At 68.2% G+C, this 20746-nt stretch carries 18 protein-coding genes; 9 read left to right on the forward strand and 9 right to left on the reverse strand.

Annotation, left to right across the window (positions count from 1 at the left end):
* Window positions 1-198: hypothetical protein (locus tag ACFYW9_RS36805; protein ID WP_389159447.1), on the forward strand; the 198-nt coding region annotated here is incomplete at its 5' end.
* Window positions 199-281: 83 nt separating this feature from the next.
* Here the strand turns inward: ACFYW9_RS36805 and ACFYW9_RS36810 are convergent.
* Window positions 282-1265: a glycosyltransferase family 2 protein gene (locus ACFYW9_RS36810; protein ID WP_389159448.1), complete on the reverse strand. Its 984-nt coding sequence runs from the start codon at window positions 1263-1265 to the stop codon at window positions 282-284.
* Window positions 1266-1368: 103 nt separating this feature from the next.
* Between ACFYW9_RS36810 and ACFYW9_RS36815 the strand changes: the two genes are divergently transcribed.
* Entirely contained in the window at window positions 1369-3417 is a 2049-nt protein-coding gene (locus ACFYW9_RS36815) for a GtrA family protein (RefSeq protein ID WP_389159449.1), read from the forward strand.
* Window positions 3418-3878: 461 nt separating this feature from the next.
* Here the strand turns inward: ACFYW9_RS36815 and ACFYW9_RS36820 are convergent, their stop codons facing one another.
* Window positions 3879-5051, reverse strand: coding sequence for a glycosyltransferase (locus tag ACFYW9_RS36820; RefSeq protein WP_389159450.1), 1173 nt, complete (start codon window positions 5049-5051; stop codon window positions 3879-3881).
* A gap of 516 nt (window positions 5052-5567) precedes the next feature.
* Between ACFYW9_RS36820 and ACFYW9_RS36825 the strand changes: the two genes are divergently transcribed.
* The 5 genes from ACFYW9_RS36825 (at window position 5568) to ACFYW9_RS36845 (ending at window position 8090) form a co-directional block, all read left to right on the forward strand.
* Window positions 5568-6065, forward strand: a complete 498-nt coding sequence (locus tag ACFYW9_RS36825; RefSeq protein WP_389159451.1) for a PRC-barrel domain-containing protein — start codon at window positions 5568-5570, stop codon at window positions 6063-6065.
* Window positions 6066-6212: 147 nt separating this feature from the next.
* A complete protein-coding gene (locus ACFYW9_RS36830; RefSeq protein WP_389159452.1) occupies window positions 6213-6584 on the forward strand; it encodes a DUF6286 domain-containing protein in 372 nt (123 codons plus the stop codon).
* A gap of 28 nt (window positions 6585-6612) precedes the next feature.
* Window positions 6613-7077, forward strand: coding sequence for a hypothetical protein (locus ACFYW9_RS36835; protein WP_389159453.1), 465 nt, complete (start codon window positions 6613-6615; stop codon window positions 7075-7077).
* Window positions 7078-7264: 187 nt separating this feature from the next.
* Complete coding sequence (locus tag ACFYW9_RS36840; protein ID WP_389159454.1) at window positions 7265-7735, forward strand: SPW repeat protein; 471 nt, start codon at window positions 7265-7267, stop codon at window positions 7733-7735.
* 133 nt (window positions 7736-7868) lie between these two features.
* Complete coding sequence (locus ACFYW9_RS36845) at window positions 7869-8090, forward strand: hypothetical protein (RefSeq protein ID WP_389159455.1); 222 nt, start codon at window positions 7869-7871, stop codon at window positions 8088-8090.
* 134 nt (window positions 8091-8224) lie between these two features.
* Here the strand turns inward: ACFYW9_RS36845 and ACFYW9_RS36850 are convergent, their stop codons facing one another.
* From ACFYW9_RS36850 to ACFYW9_RS36860, 3 genes are all read right to left on the reverse strand, one after another.
* Complete coding sequence (locus ACFYW9_RS36850; protein ID WP_389159480.1) at window positions 8225-8890, reverse strand: GAF and ANTAR domain-containing protein; 666 nt, start codon at window positions 8888-8890, stop codon at window positions 8225-8227.
* Between the two features lie 1229 nt (window positions 8891-10119).
* Window positions 10120-12378 (reverse strand): catalase, encoded by a 2259-nt coding sequence (locus ACFYW9_RS36855; RefSeq protein ID WP_389159456.1) that lies wholly within the window; start codon window positions 12376-12378, stop codon window positions 10120-10122.
* A gap of 414 nt (window positions 12379-12792) precedes the next feature.
* A complete protein-coding gene (locus ACFYW9_RS36860; protein WP_389159457.1) occupies window positions 12793-12918 on the reverse strand; it encodes a hypothetical protein in 126 nt (41 codons plus the stop codon).
* 213 nt (window positions 12919-13131) lie between these two features.
* Between ACFYW9_RS36860 and ACFYW9_RS36865 the strand changes: the two genes are divergently transcribed.
* Window positions 13132-13386 carry a DUF6479 family protein gene (locus ACFYW9_RS36865; RefSeq protein WP_389159458.1) on the forward strand — a complete coding sequence of 85 codons (255 nt, stop codon included), beginning with the start codon at window positions 13132-13134 and terminating at the stop codon, window positions 13384-13386.
* A 251-nt stretch (window positions 13387-13637) separates the two neighbouring features.
* On the opposite strand, the gene ACFYW9_RS36870 is transcribed toward ACFYW9_RS36865, so the two are convergent.
* Window positions 13638-14363 (reverse strand): hypothetical protein, encoded by a 726-nt coding sequence (locus tag ACFYW9_RS36870; RefSeq protein WP_389159459.1) that lies wholly within the window; start codon window positions 14361-14363, stop codon window positions 13638-13640.
* A gap of 700 nt (window positions 14364-15063) precedes the next feature.
* Here ACFYW9_RS36870 and ACFYW9_RS36875 point away from each other — a divergent pair.
* On the forward strand, window positions 15064-16881 hold the full coding sequence (locus tag ACFYW9_RS36875) for an ABC transporter ATP-binding protein (protein ID WP_389159460.1): 1818 nt from the start codon (window positions 15064-15066) through the stop codon (window positions 16879-16881).
* A gap of 27 nt (window positions 16882-16908) precedes the next feature.
* Here ACFYW9_RS36875 and ACFYW9_RS36880 read toward each other — a convergent pair whose 3' ends face one another.
* The 3 genes from ACFYW9_RS36880 to ACFYW9_RS36890 form a co-directional block, all read right to left on the reverse strand.
* Window positions 16909-18645 carry a GAF domain-containing protein gene (locus ACFYW9_RS36880; protein ID WP_389159461.1) on the reverse strand — a complete coding sequence of 579 codons (1737 nt, stop codon included), beginning with the start codon at window positions 18643-18645 and terminating at the stop codon, window positions 16909-16911.
* Window positions 18646-18978: 333 nt separating this feature from the next.
* On the reverse strand, window positions 18979-19737 hold the full coding sequence (locus ACFYW9_RS36885; RefSeq protein ID WP_389159462.1) for a CBS domain-containing protein: 759 nt from the start codon (window positions 19735-19737) through the stop codon (window positions 18979-18981).
* Between the two features lie 143 nt (window positions 19738-19880).
* Window positions 19881-20693: an SAM-dependent methyltransferase gene (locus tag ACFYW9_RS36890; protein WP_389159463.1), complete on the reverse strand. Its 813-nt coding sequence runs from the start codon at window positions 20691-20693 to the stop codon at window positions 19881-19883.
* Window positions 20694-20746 lie beyond the last annotated feature (53 nt).

The raw sequence follows: 20746 nt of genomic DNA on the forward strand, positions 1-20746 counted from the left end.
CCCGAGGGCGACGCCGAGGAAGGCGCCGACTCCGCAGGCGACGGCGAAGAGGAAGAGGGAGCGGAGGGCGCGTACGAGGACGAGGACGAAGAGGGAACGGAGGGCGAAGAGGGGGCGGAAGACGAAGACGAGGCAGAGGACGAGGAAGAGGAAGAAGCCCCCAAGAAGAAGAGAGGACAGAGGCGACGCCGTGAGTGACGTCGACGTCCGGCAGGGGGCCTAACGGATCTCAGACGCATGCGGCGGCGCCCACACACCTTCCCGACTGATGCCCACGGGTTTCAGGGACGGGGAGCTCGGTCGGATGCTGTGTTCACGAGACTCACTGGCACCAACTCCGCGCCTCGGGAGGGGGCGGAGTATCCGAGGTGGGCGAGGCTGGCCTGTTCCTGGCGCATGTGTTTGAACGATTCCAGGATGTAGCCGACGAGCAGCACGAGCACTGCGATGATCATGATTGCCGAGGCGAGAACGGCGGTGGGCAGTCGCGGCACGGTGCCGGTGTGGGCGAACTCGACCACGACGGGCAGGCCCAGGGCGAGGGCGGCGATGGTGAAGACGCCGGCGATGACAGCGTGGAACTGGGAAGGGCGCTGCCTGCGTGCCAGCCCCAGGATGAGCTTCAGGATGCGCCAACCGTCGCGGTAGGTGCGGAGCTTGCTGACGCTGCCCGCAGGCCGGTCCTTGAAGCCGACCTCCAATTCGGCTGTGGGAAGTCGCAGGCTGAGCGCGTGGACGGTCATCTCGGTCTCGGTCTCGAACTCGCGAGACAGGGCGGGGAAGGACTTGATGTAACGGCGTGAGAAGACCCGGTAGCCGCTGAGCATGTCGCTGACGTCGTTGCCGAAGAGGAAGCGGACGGCGCCGGTGAGCATCCTGTTGCCGACCGCATGACCTGGGCGGTAGGCGGTGTCGACGCTCTCGCGGCGGGCTCCGACGACCTGGTCGTAAGGGCCTTCGAAGAGCAGGTCGACCATGTCGCGGGCCCGGGAGGCGTCGTAGGTGTCGTCGCCGTCGATGATGAGGAGCGCGTCGGCCTCGATGTCGGCGAAGGCGCGGCGGATGACGTTGCCTTTGCCCTTACGGGGCTCGTGTCGCACGACGGCGTCGGCCGCGCGGGCCTCGGCGACGGTGTTGTCGGTGGAGGCATTGTCATAGACATAGATGATCGCCTCGGGAAGGGCCGCGCGCAGGTCGCGCACGACTTTGCCGACGGCTGCTTCCTCGTTGTAACAGGGAACGACGCACGCAACGGTGGGTTTCATCGGGACTTCCTCGGCCTCTGTGTCCCTGCCGCCGATCAATGCGCCCTCTCATGAGCGGCAGTCAGATTTGGTAGCTTTTGCGCCATACGTTACCTTCAGCGTCATGCTGCAGCCGACGGCTTGGTTTCGACGTTCACCCGCGTGGATGCGGACCATCTGGCGAGAGGTCGCGGCCTTCGGCACTGTGGGCGCGCTCGCATTCGTGGTGGAGACGGCGAGTTTCAACCTTCTCGCTTTCGGCCCACCGGGTGAGGGTCCGCTGCACGCGACCCCGGTCGGCGCCTCGGCCATCGCCACTTTGCTGGCCATGCTGGTCAGTTGGTTCGGAAATCGTCACTGGACCTACCGCGACCGCAAGGGGCCGATCAAGCCGCGCGAGGTGGCCTGGTTCGTCGGGGTCAACCTGGTGGGCCTCGCAATCACCGCCGCCCCCGTGTACGTGTCTCATCAGCTGTTCGGCCCCTCCTCGGCCTTGAGCGACAACGCGGCTCGCCTGGCCGGATGGGCTGTGGCGACCTGGGTCCGCTTTACCGTCTACCGAGGGCTTGTCTTCACTTCGTATCGAGAGGGCTCCTCCGACGTACCAGGATTGATTCGCCGCTGTACCGGAGCATGGCGCGGCGGCAGGCTCTGGCCTGGGTGCTTGGCTTTGATGGCCGCGGTCTGCGGCTACGTCGTCTCCACCGTCTTCCACCCCGGCTTCCTCACCGCCGACAGCGTCGAACAGCTTCTCCAGGCAGAGGCCGCACGGCCGGTGACCGACTGGCATCCGCCGGTCATGGCGCTGCTCTGGCGCGTCCTTATCCACACCACTGGATCACTTTCGACGATGGCGGCACTTCAGACAGCCGTGCTCTGGGGAACTCTGTGGGTACTTGCCGTCGCCCTGTGGAAGCGGACGGGAAGCCGCCCCTTGTCGCTGTTGATGCTCGCGTTCGGCCTCGCCCCGCACATCGCCAACTTCACCGGGGTCGTGTGGAAAGACGTCCACATGGCCTATGCGCTGCTCGCCGTGTGCGCGATCGCACTCTTCGCGCGTGAGTTGCCGGCGGGACACGCCCGGGCACGCTGGGCCCTGCTGGCGCTGGGCTTGCTCTTCATGGCCTACGCCGTCTTGGTCCGCAAAAATGCCTTCCCTGCCGTCCTGCCCCTCTTTCCCATGCTCGTGTTCGCTCTCTGGCCGGCTCCCGGCAGGCGCCGGTGGCTGATCGCCGGCGGTTCCCTGCTGGGCTTCGCCGTGGCCGGCAGCGTGGTGGTCTCATCGGTCACCCACCCCATGGCCACCCGCCAATACGCGCAGATTCCGCTGGACGACGTGACCCACGTCCTCACCCCACAAGAGGTTCGGTCCGCCGCCGAACAGGCCGGTGCCACCTCCTCGTTCCAAAACGACCTCGTGCGTACCGCGCAAAACTGCCGGAAAAAGAAGATCCTGTGGGACGCATACTTCACGTGCTACCCGCACCGTCCCGGATACAGGGACAGCATCGGTCCGCACTTCCCAGCCGATGAGGCGGATGTGCTGGTGAAGATGTGGGTGCAACAGATGCCGCACGAGGCCGCCGGCTACCTGAAGTACCGCACCCGGACCTTCGCCCGACTGCTCTTCGAGGGCAATCTGCGCTACGCCGGCGGCACGTTCGACGGCACACCGACGAACGTCAAGGTGGATCCGACGCTCGACGCCATCATGAGGTCCTACGTGACGGGCTTCGCCCACGACATTCCGTGGCTCTTCCAGGCATGGTTCTGGCTGGCTGTCGCACTGGTACTGACGCTCCGTCGGCATTGGCCGGGCCCATGGTCCAGGGAACTGCGACTGCTCGGACTGAGCTCCGTGCTCTACATCGCGTGCTACCTACCGACCGCCCCGCAGGCCAACTACCGTTACGTCTACTGGCCCGCGTCGGCCGGGACACTCGCACTGATCCTGATCGCGGCAGAGGCGCTCACCCGCCGTCGGGCCCCCGGTGCCGTGGAACAGGCGCCGGAACGGGCGGCAACGGGCGAGAGGCCCACGCCGCCCGACTCGCCCCGAACACCGCTGGCGCCGGCATCACCCGTATGGCCTGCAGAGCGTGACGCCACGACCGGTAAGGAGGTGGGGCCTCACCCCACCTCCGGTACGCGCTGGGGAGACATCGCCGCCTGATGACCCGCAGTGTGCCGGCCCTGGCCCTCACCGAGCAGCGGGGTCCAGGACCCGCCGGCACAACCCTTTGGTGACACGAGCACGGTCAGAGCGTCGAAAGCGCTGCGCGTTGGCCGATCACTCGATCCTCCGGCCGGGCGCAGCCCGATGGCAGAAGCCACAGGCGCGCGCACAATGGATCGAGCCGGACAACAACAGGCCGGGAATACAGCCCCTGGGGAGCCCCCGACCAGGAGTTGGAACAGCGTCGGCCGGATGAGAGTGAACCCGGCGACGACGCCGGTGATCGGGCGACGCCGAATTGCCTCGCAGAAGGAATCGCCCTGACACCACTTCCACAGGCCGGGACGCCGGCCCCGGCGACCTTGCTGGAGGCGCAGAGCAGGATCGGCTCCTGGCACATCGAATCTTGAACAAGACGGGCTGCCGACCCCACCGCCTGACACCGACGAGCGGATCCGCTAGCGATACAACAACGAGAAAAGACTCTCCCAACGGCTCACTACCTCGCCTGGGGAGAAGCGCTGAATATCCCTGCGAGCCTGTTCACCCATGCGGTTTCGCAGGTCCTGATCGCAGATCATCCTGTCCAGATGTCGTGCAAAAACGCGTGTGTTCCCTTCCGGTGCGATCAGCCCACTCTCACCGTCGGTGATGATCTCCCGTACTCCAGGACTCACGTCGAAAGCTACACACGGCAGGGCTGTCGCCATGGCCTCCATAAGCGCCAAGGGAAAACCTTCCCCCCGCGATGGAAGTGCAAAGACCGAGCTTCCATGCAGTGCCCCGAGCACATCCCTGGTGAGACCCTTCCACTCCACCGAGTCGATGATCCCCAGATCCGCTGCCTGCTTCTTCAGCGGTTCTTCCTCCGGGCCCGCACCGTAGATCGCCAGCGTCCAGGAAGGGTGGTCCGGGGCGATCTCGGCCCAGGAATCGAGAAGCAGATCCACTCCCTTCTCCTCATGGAGTCGACCGATGCTGACCACACGCCTCGCGGTCCGTTGAGAAGGGGCCTCGGGAAAGAACGGAAGGGGGTTCGGCATGCAACCCACATTGTTCATACCTTCCCCGATCCACAGGTCAGCGTCCTCGCGGGTGAGGGCCAGCATCCGGTCCACGTCCGCGTAGAACCGCTTGACCCGTGCGAAGCGGGAGGACTTGCGGCAGGTCTTGAACGACTCGTGACTCATGCCGATGACCGGGAAGCCGCACGTGTCGGACAGTGCCACCCACTCCATGGCCCAGACCTGCGTCACGATGATCACGGCCCCAGGCCGCGCCCTGCGGAACAGCGTGGTGAGCTTGGCGGACTGCTCACGCATGCCCGCGTCCCGTTCCGCGCGGCGCCGCCGTTCGCCCAGATCGAGCCCGCCGACCAGTCCGCGCTGAGGCGCAGGAGCAGGTGGGTGGACGTCGTAGAGCGTGACAGTGGAGTACGGCAGGTTCTCACCCCGGTCAGCGCGTTGATTTTCGGGAGCGGGAACGACACCGATCACATGAACAGCGTGCCCCTGTTCCGAAAAAAGACAGGCCATCTGATGCACCCAGCTATTGACGCCCCCGATCTCATCCACATTGTTGGAGACGATAAAGATGTCACGGACAGACATCGGGCCATGCGCTTCGATCATTCTGGATCCTGTCGTCGGAGAGAAGGAGCGCCGAGGAGCGCGACATCGGCAGACTCTTCGTGAAAGACGATGTTCCTGGTGACCTTTGCTGCGTCTCCCTGACCGTCCTGACAGGTCCTGCCGCGAACGCCGCTCCCCATGTCATTTCTGCGGACGGAGCAGGGCCCTGGAGAAAGGCAGAGTCTTCAGGACCCTGACAGGCCGGGAGCCATGTCGGTCACGATAGGAGACCGGACCGTCGGCCTGAGCTCCACCACGCTGTCAGGTCACCGGTCCGCAGTAGCCTGCCTGCCGTCAGCGCGTGAAGCCTGCTCCACGGTGGCCATCGGGCGGTATGCGCAGGTGCCGGGCGGAATGTTGGAGGGCCGCCTCACCCAAGGCGGCTGATATCGCCCCGCTTGTCGCACCGATCGCATCCTCGGCCCGCACCCGATAAGGGTCACTAGTTCGTATAACGGGGTTTTCGTGCCGTTATGCGGGTTACGCGGAAGGGAGACCACGGGGCAGGAGGCCAGGATGATTACCCAAGGGCGGATTGCCACCGTGCTGGGCCACCCGGTGTATGACATCCGCGGAAGCAAGATCGGCGACACTGAACACGTCTTCCTCGACGATGTCACCGGCGAGCCCGAGTGGGTCAGCGTCCAGACCGGGTACTTCGGCACCAGTGAGTTTTTCGTTCCCGTACGCGAGGCCACGATGGTGGAGGACCATCTCGAGGTTCCCTACGCCAAGAGCACCGTTGAGGACGCCCCCATGTCGATGTCGACGCCGGAGGCTTCCTCACGGTGGACGAGGAGCACCGACTCTACGAGCACTACGACATCGCCTGGGACGAAGACCCAGGCTGGCAGCAGGTCGTCAACCAGCCGGACCAGAGTCGACAGACCTACCCACGAACCCTCAGCGATAGCGCCGAAGGCGCCTCGCTGCCCTACAACGACACCGCGGCTCCGGGCATCACAACGACACCGCGGCTCCGGGCATCGCCCGTGGCGGCCACGAGAATCCTGACTTCGGGTTTGCCCGCTTCGGGAGCTGCGAAGACGACGCGAACCGGCGCGCCCGGGAGCACGGGCGCGCCGGAACGGCAAGCACCACAACAGGGCAGCCGCGGCTGCCTGGCGCCGTCACCTGGCCGATGAACTGGCCACTCGCCCCGTGGACGACGTGTGGATGCTCACGGGAGCCTCCGTGGCCGCCGCTACCGGTGTCTGGCTGATGGTCCTGGCCCTCACCCCCGGCCTGCGGCACTGGCTGCCCCTGCGCTCTCCCACGCCCGGACTGCGAGCCTGTCTGGACCGCGACAGCGCCGCGGTCCTCCTGCGCGACGCCGCCATGCGGGTACCCGGAGTGGCCAAGGCCCGCATCCGGGTGCGCCGCCATCGCGTCAAGGCCCGCGCGGACGTCCGTTTCCGCGACTCACGGCAGGTCAAGGACGATCTCATCGCCGTCCTTCGCGAAGAGCGCGACCGGCTCGCCCTCGCCCGCCCGCCGCGCATCGTCGTACGAGTGCGGCGACGCACCGACTGACAGAGAACCCCAGCACCGGAGCCCCACCATGACGCCGCGCCCCGTACTCAACCGCAGCCTGCTGGCCCTCGCCGGACTGGTACTGCTCGGCGGCGGTCTGCTGATCCTCTTCGCCGGGCTCGACATCTACCGGCGACACGATCTCGCCCCGCCCGCGGACTGGCCGCTGATCACTCCGAACGACGTCCTGCTCGGCTCCGCCGACCGGGCCCGCTGGAGCAGCCAGGGATGGTGGTGGTGGCCCGCGGTCATCGCCCTTCTCGCCCTCGTCGCCCTGCTCGCCCTGTGGTGGCTGCTCGTCCAATACCGAGGTACGCCTACAGGTCGCGCACCACAAACCGCACCGCGCCCAGTAAGTCGTGTGCCCCCGGCAGGATTCGAACCTGCGACACCCGCTTCAGGATTTCGATCCCATCCCCGCACGGCCGGGGTCCGGCTCGTGCGCGGGCGCCATCACAGGGTGCTGACTGTCGCGGCTGTTCGTGGTCGTTGATGTCGGCGTTGGATGTCAGCGGAACAGCTGCGGCACTGGACGGCAACTCGGAGCGGGCTCTGCCTTGGGCCGGTGTGCCTCCTGCACAACGTCTTCGGACTCGGGTCGCTCAAACGATGGTTACCCCGCGCCCGTGGGGTACTCGAGTCCACGCAGTGCACATAACAGGCAAATTGGAGGTATCGGAATGACGACGCAGCCCCGGTCGGACATGGCAACGCATCCCGACATCCTCGCCATGCGAAACAGGCACGAGATGGCCGAGCGTGTCGCGACCACTTCGAGGGCACAGGCCGTTGAGGCCATGGCCCTGGTCACAGGGCTCTACCTGGCGGCCTCACCGTGGATCGTGGGGTTCAACGAGTTCTCCACCCTGGCGGTCAACAATTTGATCGTCGGCATCGCTTACGCCGTGATCATGAGCGGCGGCTTCGGCCGGGCATACGAGAGGTCGCACGGCATGGCGTGGGCCGCGTGTGCCCTCAGCGTGTGGACGATCTTTGCGCCCTGGGTGGTGGCAGGCGACGTCAGCACCACCAGGACCATCGTCAACAACATCATCGTCGGCATGATCGCGCTCATGCTGGCCCTCCTGGCCGCGGCAGCCGGCCGTCCGGTGGATCAGTCGTCCGGCGACCGCTCGTTCCCGCACAGGTGATCGTTCCCCCCCTCAGAAGGTCGTGGCACTCATCACGGGTGCCGCCGGCCCCGCCGCGCCGGGACCGTCTCGAGCCGGCGGAACACCGATCGACGTTGGGCCGGTGGCGGCACAACGCGGAAAGGAAATAACGATGGAAGCCTCTGAACTGGAAACCAAGGTCCAAGCACTGGAGACGGCTCTGGCCGTGCAAGAAGCAGCCATGGCCGGGGCTCAAACCACGCAGGCGGCGACTCAAGCAGGAATGACCACGACGTTCGCGGCCACGCAAAGCGGGACCTGGGCAGTGATGGGCGTCGGCAGCGTCGCACTGCTGGCGGGCATCTTCCTCGGCTTGGGGATCGCCAAGCACTGACGGTCCTCGTCCTACCGGGATCCGCCCTCTGGCGGTGCCCTTCCTGCCCCCGTTGGGCCATGACCTGGCGGGGGCGGAGCCACGGGCGGCGCGCGCAAGCACCAGCCTTGATCAAGGCTGGTGACAGTTGCAGATCAGGAGGGGTCGCCGTGTTCGCAGACCCGGCTGGCCACTTCTCGCAGCTTGATGTTGTTCTCCTGCGAGAAACGACGCAGGATGTCGAAGGCCTGCTCCTCGGTGATGTGGTGGCGGCCCATAAGGATGCCCATGGCCTCGCCGATCGTGTGCCGGGTGGCAAGAGCCTGTGCCATCTGGGCATGGGTGCGAGCACTGGAGAAAGCGACTGCCGCGTGTGAGGCCAGCAGCCAGCCGGCCAACTCACTGGCGTCGGTGAACGCGCCGGGCTTGCGTGAGTAGAGGTTCAGTGCCCCGAAGTCCTCATCCGTGGTGAACAGCAGGAAGCCCATCATGCTGCCCACGCCGAGCGCCTCATGGGCCTGCGGCGCAAAGGCAGGCCACCGCTGCACTTCGCTGGTCAGGTCGGCAATGCGGAAGACCCGTTCGCCGAGAGAGCCGCGGGCGGCCTCGAAGCACGGCCCTTCGCCCAGCCGCTCCTGAAGCCGGTCGCTGTAGGTGACCATTTCGCTGGTGGGGGCGAGGGAGTGCACCTGCTTGCCGTCCAGCACGAGAATCCCCGCCGCGTCACAGCCGTGGACCAACTCGGTGGCCGAAGAAGTGATCCGCTCCAGGGTGGCGTTTACCGACTCCTGTGCGAGCAGATCCCGTGCCATCGAGGCCATCTGCTGTGCGAACCGACTCCATTGCACTTTTCCCTCCGCATCTCGCACCGCCCGGAGAGTTCTCGTACCCATTTTCACGCAGGCTTCACGGTGTCGCAGGTGCACCCGGCACGGATTTCGTGAAGCCGAAAGGGCCGTCACGATCTGTGTTCGATGGGCCAAGATTTGTACGGACGGCTGTGCCGTGCAGCCTCGGTCGGACCGAATGCCGGACATGACGACTTGAAGAGCACCGGCCGGGCGGCAGCACTGGCGCAAGGTCAGGAGCGGCTGGTCCGTTCTGGACGGTGAACGCCGGATCTGTGCCGCATGCGGGACGCCCGTCCGCTCGTACCAGTACCGCTTCTATCCGCCCGAGTCCTCCATGTTCGAGCGCTGCATCGGGTTCGCCTGGTGCTCAACTTGCAGGATTTACTCCGGAAAGGGTCTTGGGTCAAGACTCCGAGTCCTCCTGGCCCCGAACGGCTGCAGGCCCGGCCATTTGGGCTCGCTCAGCCCTGCTTCGCTCCAGCACCTTGGCGGACCCGACGCCGGTGGCCGAGCACCGGCACGGGCATGACGCGTTATACGCCGCATTGGCTTGGAAGAGTGCCCCAGCCGCGGCAGGTGACGGTCAGCCCGACCTTGGTGAGGAGGGTGCGATACCCACCGCCCGCAAAGCGAAGGCCGGAAGCGAAAGCGGAGGGGATGTCGGCTGACCGGGGCGGGTGCGTGGTTACACGAGGATGGTGGTGAGCCGGCAGCTTCAGTAGGTTGGGACCGAGTTCGGTCGTCGTGTCTCCGTGATCCGTCGGCGGATCACGGAGACACAGTGAGACGCCCCCAGGGCCACACCAGAATCCCAGCCAATTGCGGGCCCTGCTCGGCCAGCCGGCTGGCGACGACCTGGACGTCCACCCCGTCTCTACTGCTGTGAACAGCGTCTGCAGGAGCGCCCCCAGTTCTTGGACTTAGCCTCTAGGAGGTTGCCACCGTCATCCGCCTCCCCAGTGCAACATCGCCCCGAGGCGAGCGGGGCAGGAGGGTGTGGCGCCGTGGATTACAGACTGCTCCGCTTCTGTCCCGTGGTGGCGGAGTCGGCCTCACCGCATCCCGGACAACTCCGCCGGCTTCGGACTGTTGCGGAACGAGTCCTGTCTGCAGCGCTTTCATCGCGGAGAACGGGCCATCGCCGAATGGCGGACTCGGGCTCCGCCGTACCGCGCTCCCGGCTGCGATGTGGGGCGCGGTCAGATCAGTGGGGTGAAGCGGTCCCAGACGCGGTGCCCGGCCAGCAGCTTGATGAGGCGTTTCAGTCCGGCGTCGGCGGAGCGGGCCGTCACCACGCCGGGAGCGTCGGACGCGATACCGGCTGCTTCCAGCACCCTTTTTCCATCGCCCCACGCCCCGAGTGCCTTTCCGTGGCGGTACGCCTCGGTGAGCATGACCAGCACGCGTGGGTCGATGGTCGCGGTGGCCACGATGTCGTCGTCCACCTTGGCGTCACGGGCTCCGTAGGCGTCGGCGCCCGGCGCGGGTGCCCCGGCCACCAGGATGGCGTCGAACTCGGTGGAACGGGCGGTGGCGAAAGTGCGCTGCACTGTCACGGGATCGCCGTCCGCGTCCAGAATGCCGCCGGTCGGGGCGATCACGAGCGGCACCATGCCCGCCTTCAGGGCCGCTTGTCGGACCGACCGCACACCGGACAGCTCCTGGTCGCCCGCGGCGACGATGCCGACGACCCGTCCCTCCGGCGGCCACGTGCCGCCGAGCTGGGAGAGCGCCGGGCTGGGGGCCGGTTCGGCGAGCGTCACGGTCGGCGCGGGTGCGGGCAGGCCCAGTCCGGCGGCGACCTGCGCGCACAGTCCGGTGTCGATGTTCGCCAGGACCTTCAGAGCGCGTTCCTTGATCGCCGTTGCCCAGCACTTGTTCAGCTCGAAGGTGTAGGCCGCGATGATGTGCTCGCGTTCGGTCGGCGTCATGCTCAGCCAGAACAGCCGGGGCTGGCTGTAGTGGTCGTCGAACGAGGCCGCCGCGTCCCGCACCTTGGTCGCCGCCGGCAGCGGCTCGGGGACCTCGATGTAGGCGCCGTCGTCCGCGCCGGCGAGGAAGGGACAACCGCCGTCGAGGGAGTTGGGCCGGTAGGGCGCCACTCCGCGGTGGACGGCGGTCTGGTGCATGCCGTCGCGGAGCATGTCGTTGACGGGGGCGTGAGTGCGGTTGACGGGCAGCTGGCCGAAGTTGGGGCCGCCGAGCCGGCTGATCTGGGTGTCGAGGTAGGAGAACAGCCGGCCCTGGAGCAGCGGGTCGTCGGTGACGTCGATGCCGGGAACGAGGTGGCCGACGTGAAAGGCGACCTGTTCCGTCTCGGCGAAGTAGTTGGAGGGGTTCGCGTTCAGGGTGAGCAGCCCGATCGGCTGGACCGGGGCCAGTTCCTCCGGCACGATTTTCGTCGGGTCCAGCAGGTCGATGCCCTCGAACATCTGGTCGTCGGTGTCGGGAAAGGTCTGGACACCCAGCTCCCACTGCGGGTGTGCCCCGGACTCGATCGCGTCGGCCAGGTCCCGGCGGTGGAAGTCGGGGTCCACACCCGCGGTGATCTGCGCCTCCTCCCACACCAGTGAGTGAACACCGAGCCTCGGCTTCCAGTGGAACTTCACCAGCGTCGTCGAACCCTTCGCGTTCACGAGCCGGAAGGTGTGGACGCCGAAGCCCTCCATCATGCGGTAGGAGCGCGGGATGCCCCGGTCGGACATGTTCCACAGCGTGTGGTGGGTGGCCTCGGTGTGCAGGGTGACGAAGTCCCAGAAGGTGTCGTGGGCACTCTGCGCCTGCGGGATCTCCCGGTCCGGATGCGGCTTGCCGGCGTGGATGACGTCGGGGAACTTGATCGCGTCCTGGATGAAGAACACCGGAATGTTGTTGCCGACCAGGTCGAAGACGCCCTCGGTGGTGTAGAACTTCGTCGCGAAGCCCCGGGTGTCGCGCACGGTGTCGGCCGAACCGCGCGAGCCCAGCACGGTGGAGAAGCGCACGAAGACCGGTGTTTCCACGTCCTTGCCCAGGAATACGGCCTTGCTGATCCGCCCGGCGGTGCCGTACCCCTGGAAGACGCCATGGGCGGCGGCCCCGCGGGCGTGGACCACCCGCTCCGGGATCCGCTCATGATCGAAGTGCGTGATCTTCTCGCGCAGATGGTGGTCCTGCAGCAGCACTGGGCCGCGCGGCCCCGCCTTCAACGAGTGGTCGGTCTCGTAGAGTCGCGTGCCCTGCGCGGTGGTCAGGAACTCTCCGCCCTGCGCCACCCGCTCCTGCGGTGTCCCGGTGGCCTGCCCGGTGGGGCTGAAGGTGTCCGGGCCGCGCTGGTCGGGCTTCGGCGGCAGCGGAGCGACCGGTTCGACCGGTTCCTCGACCGACGGCGGAACCGGACTCGGCGCGCCCGGGATCTCGTTGCCGGGGTGGATGACGCCTTGGACCTTCTCGGAGACTTTGTCCGTGACTGCCGTCACGGGGTTCCTCTTCTTGGCGCTCACAGAATTCCGATCAGTGAAAAGGGAGGCGGGAGGACTCGGTCCGTCACAGGGACAGTTCTCGCGAGGTCTGCGAAACGTGGGTACCCCCTTGGGCGGCCTCGACGCAGCACCACACCCGCGTGGCGCGGAAGTTCACCCGGCGGGGCGTTTCGAGGAGGCTCAGCACCTTCGTGCAGGCCTTGGACAGGCGGCAGCGAGGCATCCGCCTCAAAGCTGCAGAGCTGAAGTATTCGGTCTGACACCGCTGCCCCGACAGGAGTTTGCGGCACCGAACCGGCCGGGCCGTGCATGATCGCCGGTCGAGCCGGCCAGTGACCTCCGCGCGCAGGCGGCGCGACGAGATATTCCTTCGTGGCCTGACGTTGACCGCTGGCCTGACCGACGGTCCACTTAGCTCTCCGGGTGGTCGTCGACGCCGTTCGCGGCGCGGATACACCCGTCCGGGACCAGCCGTGCCGCGTCTACCCGGATGCCGATGAAGCCGACGACGCTGTCGTTGCCCGCGCTGTTCCGCAAGCGTGGATCCGCCGATCGACTGCGTGTCCGAACGGGTCTTCGGCACATCGAAATTCAGAGAGTTCAGAGGGGTTGGTTTGCTGATCGCCTCGGCAGAGGCGTGACAGGGACGGTGGGTCCACAAACAACCGTTAAAAACCACCGTCCACCGGGCCTCCACCAGTAAAGCGTGAAGATGGGTGGTTTTGTGATAATTCTGGGTACTCGGCAGTCATGATCGACGAAGCGCACACCATACTGGCCCTCTCTTCCACGGGCGCTCTTTGGCTGACGGTGGCAGGTGTCGCTGTGGTCGCCGTCCTGATCGCGGCATTCGTCGTCGGCGGTCGACGCGTCACCCGGCGTAGGGCATCCACCCCAGCACCGAGTGCGGCGCAGGCCCGCCAAGCCCTGGCTGACCCGGCACAACGCGGCGATGGCTGGAGCACTCCTGATGGTGACCCCGAGCAGGGGCACCCCCGCCGCTGACTGTGTACGCATCGAAGGAGCGACAGGCCGGCGACAAGCGGCGCACGACCTGCATCGCTTTCCTGCTGGCGCCCTCCACGAGCACGCAGGAGTTCCGCGTGATTATTACGCTCCCGAGCCACCTGGCCACTTCCGCACCTCGGATCTAAGCGGCGCACGGCTCAACTGTTCGCCGGCTTCGTTGAGCGCGGGACCTCTGGCGTACCGCTGCCAGGCTGGTCAACGGCACGCCGTTCAGCCCTCCTCGCCGCTCATGGGGCGGCGGGACCTGTCCCTGGCAAGGCTCGCCGAAGGAACCTTGGACGCTGCGGCGATCCTGCACGAACTGGACCACCCCGTACCCGCTGGAGGGAGGGCAGCGGGGAGCCCGGATTGTGCGCCCACCGCGCGACCTCGATCGCAGCAGCCCTGCCCCCAGAACCCAGACGCTGAAACACCGCCTTCTCGCCCTGGCCGCAGCCCGGGGAGAAGTAGCCCAGCGTGGCCTGGAAGGGCAACTTCGTGACCTGACCGTCGGTCAGGTCGACGACGGCGGTGAACGCTCCGCGCGTCATCAGCTCGGGGTCGTTGGTGAAGGTACGGGGCGCGTAGGCGACGGCCGCGTACTTCCCGGACTCGGTCAGGCAGGCGTTGCCGATCCAGGTGTCGGTGTCGAAGCCGGGCTCGGACAAGGTCGCCGCCGTCTTCCAGGCGTATCCCTGCTTCTCGTCCGCGACGAGGACGTGGAAGCCGGTTCCGTCACCCGAGGTGGTGAAGGCGCGGTCGGACGACTTCCCGTAGTCCTTGCCGAGGACGTCCGAGCGTCGGTCGGCCGGGACGGCGGCGGGCCGGTCGCCGGACTTGGTCCCCGGGTCCTGGGCGGCCGGTGCCGACCAGCCCTTGGCCTTTCCCTGCGGGCCGGCCGCAGCGTATGCCTGCGTCGTGGCGACACCGGAGGACAGCGCCAGGGTGAGGACCGCCGTCACGGGTAAGTGCACACGCCTCAGCATGGTGTTGCGTCTCAAGTGGATCGTCCTTCTGTGGAGTTGCGCTTTCCAACCGCGATGGAACGAAGGGTGCCGTCGGCGAAGGAGGGAGCGCGGCGGTCACGCGTATCGAGCGGCTGCACGGTCGCCGGTCGCGCCGGCCTCGGGCGCGACGGCACGCTGCGGCGGCAAGGTGGCACGCAGGGCGTGGCGAGACATAGCGCAGCATTCACCCGTTGAAAGCGCGCGCTGGGAACCGGTGTTCGGTTCCGTGGTCACTCGGAACGTATCAGCGCACAACGGTACGTGTCATCCACGATCTTCACGGCAGACTCATATGTGCCGTGGCCCACGCGACTTCGAGTCGGCCGGAAACCGTTGCCGGGCGTGGTTTCCGTGGGCGTCCGGCCACCGCTGTGCAACCGCACATGATCTGACGGGAATTCGAGCCTCCCGGGGGGAACCGTCTCCGTCCCGTGCCCGGTCGCCCGCGTTCGCCGGCTTCTCTTCCGGCCGGGACGTACGGCTGTCCGGGACGGGCCGGTGGCCGAGACGGGCCGGTGGCAGAGAAAACACGTGGACCGCGTGGCCGCCGCCACGGGATTATGTAACTTCTTGCCTGCCCATATCCGGACATCGACACCTTGGGGAACCGAGGCGGAGTGACCCCCGGACGGCGCGGCGGGCAGCCGTACGACGACACAGGGCTGTGATGGCATCTCCTGAATCGCGCAAGGCCTTACCGGGCAAGGGTCCGGTCCTCCTCGCACTTCGCTACTACGGAAGGGAGCTCCGCAGGCTCCGTCGGCTGACCGTGCCGGGCATGCTGCTGCCGGCGCTGGGCAACATCGGCATCAGCTACGTCGCGCCGCTCATCGTCGCGAAACTCGTCGGCCGTATCGCCGAGGGCGACAGTGGTGTCTCCGCCGGTGACGCCCTGCCGTACGTCCTCGCCTTCGGCGGCGTCCTGCTCCTCGCGGAAGCGTTCTGGCGCCTCGGTCTGCACTGCCTGAACCGCCTGGACGCCCTCGGCATCGAGCGGCTGTACGTGATCGGCATGGACGAACTGTTCGCCAAGGACGCCTCGTTCTTCCACGACAACTTCGCCGGCTCGCTGACCAAGCGGGTGCTGAGCTTCGCCTCCCGCTTCGAGGAGTTCGTCGACACGATGACGTTCCAGGTCGTCGGCAGCCTCGTGCCGCTCCTCTTCGGGTCGGTGGTGCTGTGGCGCTACGAACCGCTGCTCGTCGTCGGACTCCTGGTGATGATCGCCGTGACCGGGGTGTGCGCGGTGCCGCTCATCCGGCGCCGTCAGGCACTCGTCGACGAGCGCGAGGAGGCGATCGCCCGGGTCTCGGGCCATGTCGCCGACAGCCTGATGAACATGGACACCGTGCGTGCCTTCGCCGCCGAGGAGCGCGAGGCGGCGGAGCACCGCTCCCGGGTCGCGGTGTCGCGGCGGCTGACCCTGCAGTCGTGGGACTACGGCAACCTGCGCATCGACACGTTCGTCGCGCCGATGTCCGTCCTGACCAACGCGCTCGGCCTGCTGCTCGCGATCACGCTCGGCGGGGGAGGGCACGGCGTGGAGGCGGTGGTCGTCGCCTTCACGTACTACGCGAACGCGACCCGGATCATGTTCGAGTTCAATCAGATCTACCGGCGTCTGGAGAGCTCGATGACGGAGGCCGCCCAGTTCACCGAACTGCTGATGTCACCGCCGACCGTGCTCGACCCGGTCGCTCCGGAGCCTCTGCGGTCAGGCGACGCCGACGTCCGCTTCGAACAGGTCACCTTCACCCACGGCGGCGCCGAGCCGCTGTTCACCGGCCTCGAACTGGCCGTACCCAGCGGAGCGAAGATCGGTCTGGTCGGCAGGTCGGGCGGCGGCAAGACCACGCTCACCCGGCTGCTGCTGCGGATGACGGACATCGAGGGCGGCCGCATCCTGATCGGAGGCCAGGACATCAGCAAGCTGCGTCAGGCCGACCTGCGCAGCCTGATCGCGTACGTGCCGCAGGATCCGGCGATGTTCCACCGCTCGCTGCGGGACAACATCGCCTTCGCCCGTCCGGACGCGACCGAGGAGGAGATCCGCCGCGCGGCCGAGGCGGCACACGTCACGGAGTTCGCCGACGCGCTGCCGGACGGTTTCGCGACCATGGTCGGAGAGCGCGGCATCAAGCTGTCGGGCGGCCAGCGCCAGCGGGTCGCCCTCGCCCGCGCGATCCTGCGTGACGCGCCGATCCTGCTGCTCGACGAGGCGACCAGCGCCCTGGACTCCGAGAGCGAGATCCTCGTCCAGTCGGCGCTGTGGCGGCTCATGGAGAGGCGGACGGCGCTGGTGGTGGCGCACCGGCTGAGCACGGTCGCCACCATGGACCGGCTCGTCGTCCTCGACCGGGGGAAGATCGTCGAACAGGGCACCCATCGGGAACTGCTGGCGTCGGAAGGCGCCTACGCGAAGCTGTGGCGCCATCAGTCCGGCGGCTTCATCGACGACGGCCCCGCCTCGGCCGGCCGGCACTGAACGCGTGCCGGACCGGGGCGACGCGGGTCAGGTGGGGTCGTCGTGGCGCAGCGGCACCGTCCACTCCAGGACGGTGCCGCTCGGCTCGTTGGCCGTCAGGGTGCAACGGCCGCCCAGCTGCTCGGCGCGGGTGCCGATGTTGCCGAGACCACTGCGGCGGGTGTCGTCCGGGCCGATGCCGCGGCCGTCGTCCGCCACCCGCAGCCGCAGTGTCGTGGCGGTGGCCTCGGCGGTGACCTCCACGGCGGTGGCCCGGGCGTGCCGGGCCACGTTGGACAGGGCCTCGCGCAGCACCGCGACCACGTGTTCCCGCTGCTCGTCGGGCACGTCGGTGTCGAGCAGGCCGCTCATGCGCAGGGAGGGGGCGAAGCCCAGCGTCTCGGCCGCGCGGCCGACCTCGGTGACGAGCCGGGTGCGCAGACCGGCGGTGGCGTCGGACCGGTCGCTCTCCCGCAGGGCGTAGATCGTGGAACGTACGACCTTGATCGTGTCGTCGAGATCGTCCACCACCCGCTGGACGCGTTCGGCCACGTCGGGCCGGTCGGCGAGGCGGTTGAGCACCGACTGGAGGCTGAGCCCGCCGGCGAAGAGCCGCTGGATGGCCAGGTCGTGCAGGTCGCGCGCGATGCGGTCACGGTCGTTGAGGACGAGGAGCTGTTCCGCGTCGCGGCGGTGCTCGGCGATCTCCAGGGCCAGCGCGGCGTGGCCCGCGAACCCGGCGATCATCTCGACGGTGGCGTCGGGGAACACGGTGCCGCCCTGGCGGTTCGCGACCTGGAGAACGCCCCGCACCCGCTCCTGGGTGCCGAGCGGAATCACGAACGCCGGGCCGAGGTCGAGGACCGACGCGCTGCCCGTCCCGGTGCGCGGGTCCTGGCTGAGCGAGGTGCTGACGATCCTCTCGCCCGAGGCGTACACCTTGGCCGCCAGACTCGTCCCGTCGGGCAGGGTCAGGCCCCGCACCTGGTCGGCGTCGTGCCCCTCGGCCGACTCGATGACCAGGTCCGTGGTCCCGGTCAGCGGCAGCGCCAGAGTGACGAGGTCCGCGTCGGACAGCTCGCGGACGGTCGCCGTGAACGAGTGCAGGACGTCGACCGGGTCGGCGCCGGACAGCAGGGTGCGGGTCAGATCGCTGCTCGCGGCCAGCCAGCGCTCACGGCGCCGGGCGTCGTCGTACAGCCGGGCGTTGTCGATGGCCACGCCGGCCGCCGCGCCGAGTGTGCGCAGCACCGCCTCGTCCTCGGCGTCGAACTCGGCCCCGCCGTGCTTCTCGGTGAGGTACAGGTTCCCGAAGATCTTGTCGCGGACCTGCACGGGGGTGCCGAGGAACGTGGTCATCGGGGGGTGGCCGGGCGGGAAGCCGACGGAGTCCGGGTGGTCGCTCAGCACGGGCAGCCGCAGTGCGTGCGGCTCGCGGATCAGCAGGCCGAGGATGCCTTCTCCCCGGGGGTAGTGACCGATGCGGGCGATGGTCTCCTCGTCGACGCCCACGGTGATGAACTGCTTGATGCCGCCCTCGTCGCCGAGGACGCCGAGCGCCCCGTAGCGGCAGTCGACGAGCTGCACCGCGGATTCCACGATCTGCCGCAGGACCACGTCGAGATCGAGATCGCTGCCGATCGCGAGCACCGCTTCGAGGAGCGTGTGCACCCGGTTCTGGGTGCCGCGCACACGCTGCACCTGCTCCTGGAGGTCCTCCAGCAGGGCGTCCAACCGGAACTGCGGGCCCGACGGCTCCTCCGGAAGGTGTGTGCTCCGGTCCATATGGGATCCCCTCACTCACCACCCGTCGAAGCCATGATGCCCGACCGCCCGTGCCCGTGGTCGGGCACCTGTGCGGATCGCGTCGACGGCTTCGGGGGCGAAGGGGAGGAATGCCCGCGAAGGGTTCACGAGGCGGCGTGGACGGCCCGCGGCGGTGATCGGGAGGACGGTCGCCGGATCCGGGACGGACACGGGCTCGTGGTCCCCGGCCCTGCCGCCCCGGACTCGACACCTGTTGTTCGCAAGGGGGTTCACCGGCAACGCCGACCGCGCGGGCGCCGCCGGTGACGAGCGGGTTCCCGGACGTCCGCCCGCCGGCCGCCCGCGCGTCCCTCAGTGCCCGGGCAGCCGCTCGTGGCCGATCCGCTGCGCGGGGTGCCGCACGGCCGGGCGGGTGTCGTCGGCGCGGAAGGCCAGACGGTTCATGACCCCGACGACACCGTCGACCCGCCACGTCAGCCGGACGGCCTCGAAGATCTCGTCGTGGTGCTCCAGCCGCCCCTCCAGCGTCACCACTCCGTCGCCGACCGAGACGGCCACGGAGCGCGGCGGCAGCGACAGCGCGCGCCCCAGCACCTCGTCGGCGACCTCCCGGCGGATCTCCTCGTCCGTCCGCAGGAAGACCCGCAGCAGGTCGCGCCGGGTCGCGATCCCGATCAGCCGGTCCTCCTCGTCCACCACCGGAAGCCGCTCGACGCGATGACGCTCCATGACCCGGGCGGCATCGGCCACGCGCTGCTCGGGATGCACGGTGATCGCGGGCGTCGACATCAGCTGTTCCACGGTCGTGGCGCGGACGGGCCCGGCACCGGAGGTCGGCGCGCGGCGCGCGGCCCGCTCCGGACGGGGCGACCACGCCAGCGCGCGGAGCGGCGACGGCAGACGCCGGCGCCGTTCCCGGCCGGACCGGGCAGCCGGCAGGCGCAGCAGATCCGTCTCCGAGATCACGCCCACCACCTTGTCGTCGTCGTCCACGACCGGCAGCCCGCTGATCCGGTACCGGTCCAGCAGCCGGGCCACGTCCTTGAAGGACATCTTCCGATGCGCGCCGACGACCTCGCTGGTCATCACCTGCCCGACGATGAGGGTCATCTCGCCATCTCGCTTCCTGCTCGGACGGCTTCCCAGCCTGCCCTCCCGGCGCGCGCGGGGGCAGGGGCCGACCGTCCCCGGCCGGGGGCCGGACCGCCCCGGCCGGCAGGTCCAAGGACCCGGCCCGCCCCTTCGTTCCGGCGCTAGCGCTTCAGGCCGACCCCGCCGTACAGGGACACCGGCTCGTCGCCGATCGGGGTCTCGCCCTCCGCGAGCTCGGGACGCCAGTCCTTCACCGAGACGACACCGGGCTCGACCAGGTCCAGTCCCTCGAAGAAGCGGCTCACGCCGGCGTGCGAGCGGCCCACCAGGGTGACACCGCCGCGCGCGTACGCCTCGATGCCCTGCCGGACCTCCTCCGGCTCGAAGTCGGCGGTCATCGCGGACAGCGACAGGTGGCTTCCCGGCGCCAGCGCGTCGACCAGGGTCCCGACCAGCTCGTACGCGCCGTCGTCATCGGCGATGAAGTGCATCAGAGCGATCAGCGACAGGGCCACGGGACGGTCGAGGTCGAGCACGCGCGCGGCCTCGTCGAGGATCTTCAGCGGCTCGCGCACATCCGCCTGGACGTACTCCGTCATGCCCTCCGGAGTGCCGCGCAGCAGCGCCTCGGCGTGGGCGAGGACGATCGGGTCGTTGTCGACGTACACCACCCGTGAGTCCGGAGCGGAACCCTGCGCGATCTGGTGGAGGTTGGGCTCGGTGGGTATGCCGGTGCCGATGTCCAGGAACTGGCGGATTCCCGCCGTACGGACGAGGTGCCGGGTGGCCCGTTGCATGAACCAGCGGTTGCTGCGCGCGGCCCGCTTGGCTCCGGGGTCACGCGCCGTGATCTGCTGTCCGAGCCGCTCGTCGACCGGATAGTTGTCCTTGCCGCCCAGATACCAGTCGTACACCCGTGCCGGATGGGGCCTGCTGGTGTCGATCCCGTCCGGGGTGGACTCCGTCCCCGTCATGCGACAACTCCCCGCTTTCCTGGGTCTGTTCACCCCCGCGGCCTGGGTTCGGC

It is taken from the genome of Streptomyces sp. NPDC002698 (genome assembly GCF_042888945.1).
Lineage (GTDB): Bacteria > Actinomycetota > Actinomycetes > Streptomycetales > Streptomycetaceae > Streptomyces.

Excerpts from the sequence above, each read along its gene's own strand:
- ACFYW9_RS36890 (WP_389159463.1), bottom strand. The coding sequence starts at position 20,693 with ATGACGGGGACGGAGTCCACCCCGGACGGGATCGACACCAGCAGGCCC.
- ACFYW9_RS36845 (WP_389159455.1), top strand. The coding sequence starts at position 7,869 with ATGGAAGCCTCTGAACTGGAAACCAAGGTCCAAGCACTGGAGACGGCT.
- ACFYW9_RS36815 (WP_389159449.1), top strand. The coding sequence starts at position 1,369 with ATGCTGCAGCCGACGGCTTGGTTTCGACGTTCACCCGCGTGGATGCGG.
- ACFYW9_RS36840 (WP_389159454.1), top strand. The coding sequence starts at position 7,265 with ATGACGACGCAGCCCCGGTCGGACATGGCAACGCATCCCGACATCCTC.
- ACFYW9_RS36865 (WP_389159458.1), top strand. The coding sequence starts at position 13,132 with ATGATCGACGAAGCGCACACCATACTGGCCCTCTCTTCCACGGGCGCT.
- ACFYW9_RS36820 (WP_389159450.1), bottom strand. The coding sequence starts at position 5,051 with ATGATCGAAGCGCATGGCCCGATGTCTGTCCGTGACATCTTTATCGTC.
- ACFYW9_RS36835 (WP_389159453.1), top strand. The coding sequence starts at position 6,613 with ATGACGCCGCGCCCCGTACTCAACCGCAGCCTGCTGGCCCTCGCCGGA.
- ACFYW9_RS36825 (WP_389159451.1), top strand. The coding sequence starts at position 5,568 with ATGATTACCCAAGGGCGGATTGCCACCGTGCTGGGCCACCCGGTGTAT.
- ACFYW9_RS36880 (WP_389159461.1), bottom strand. The coding sequence starts at position 18,645 with ATGGACCGGAGCACACACCTTCCGGAGGAGCCGTCGGGCCCGCAGTTC.
- ACFYW9_RS36810 (WP_389159448.1), bottom strand. The coding sequence starts at position 1,265 with ATGAAACCCACCGTTGCGTGCGTCGTTCCCTGTTACAACGAGGAAGCA.
- ACFYW9_RS36875 (WP_389159460.1), top strand. The coding sequence starts at position 15,064 with ATGGCATCTCCTGAATCGCGCAAGGCCTTACCGGGCAAGGGTCCGGTC.
- ACFYW9_RS36850 (WP_389159480.1), bottom strand. The coding sequence starts at position 8,890 with ATGGCCTCGATGGCACGGGATCTGCTCGCACAGGAGTCGGTAAACGCC.
- ACFYW9_RS36885 (WP_389159462.1), bottom strand. The coding sequence starts at position 19,737 with ATGACCCTCATCGTCGGGCAGGTGATGACCAGCGAGGTCGTCGGCGCG.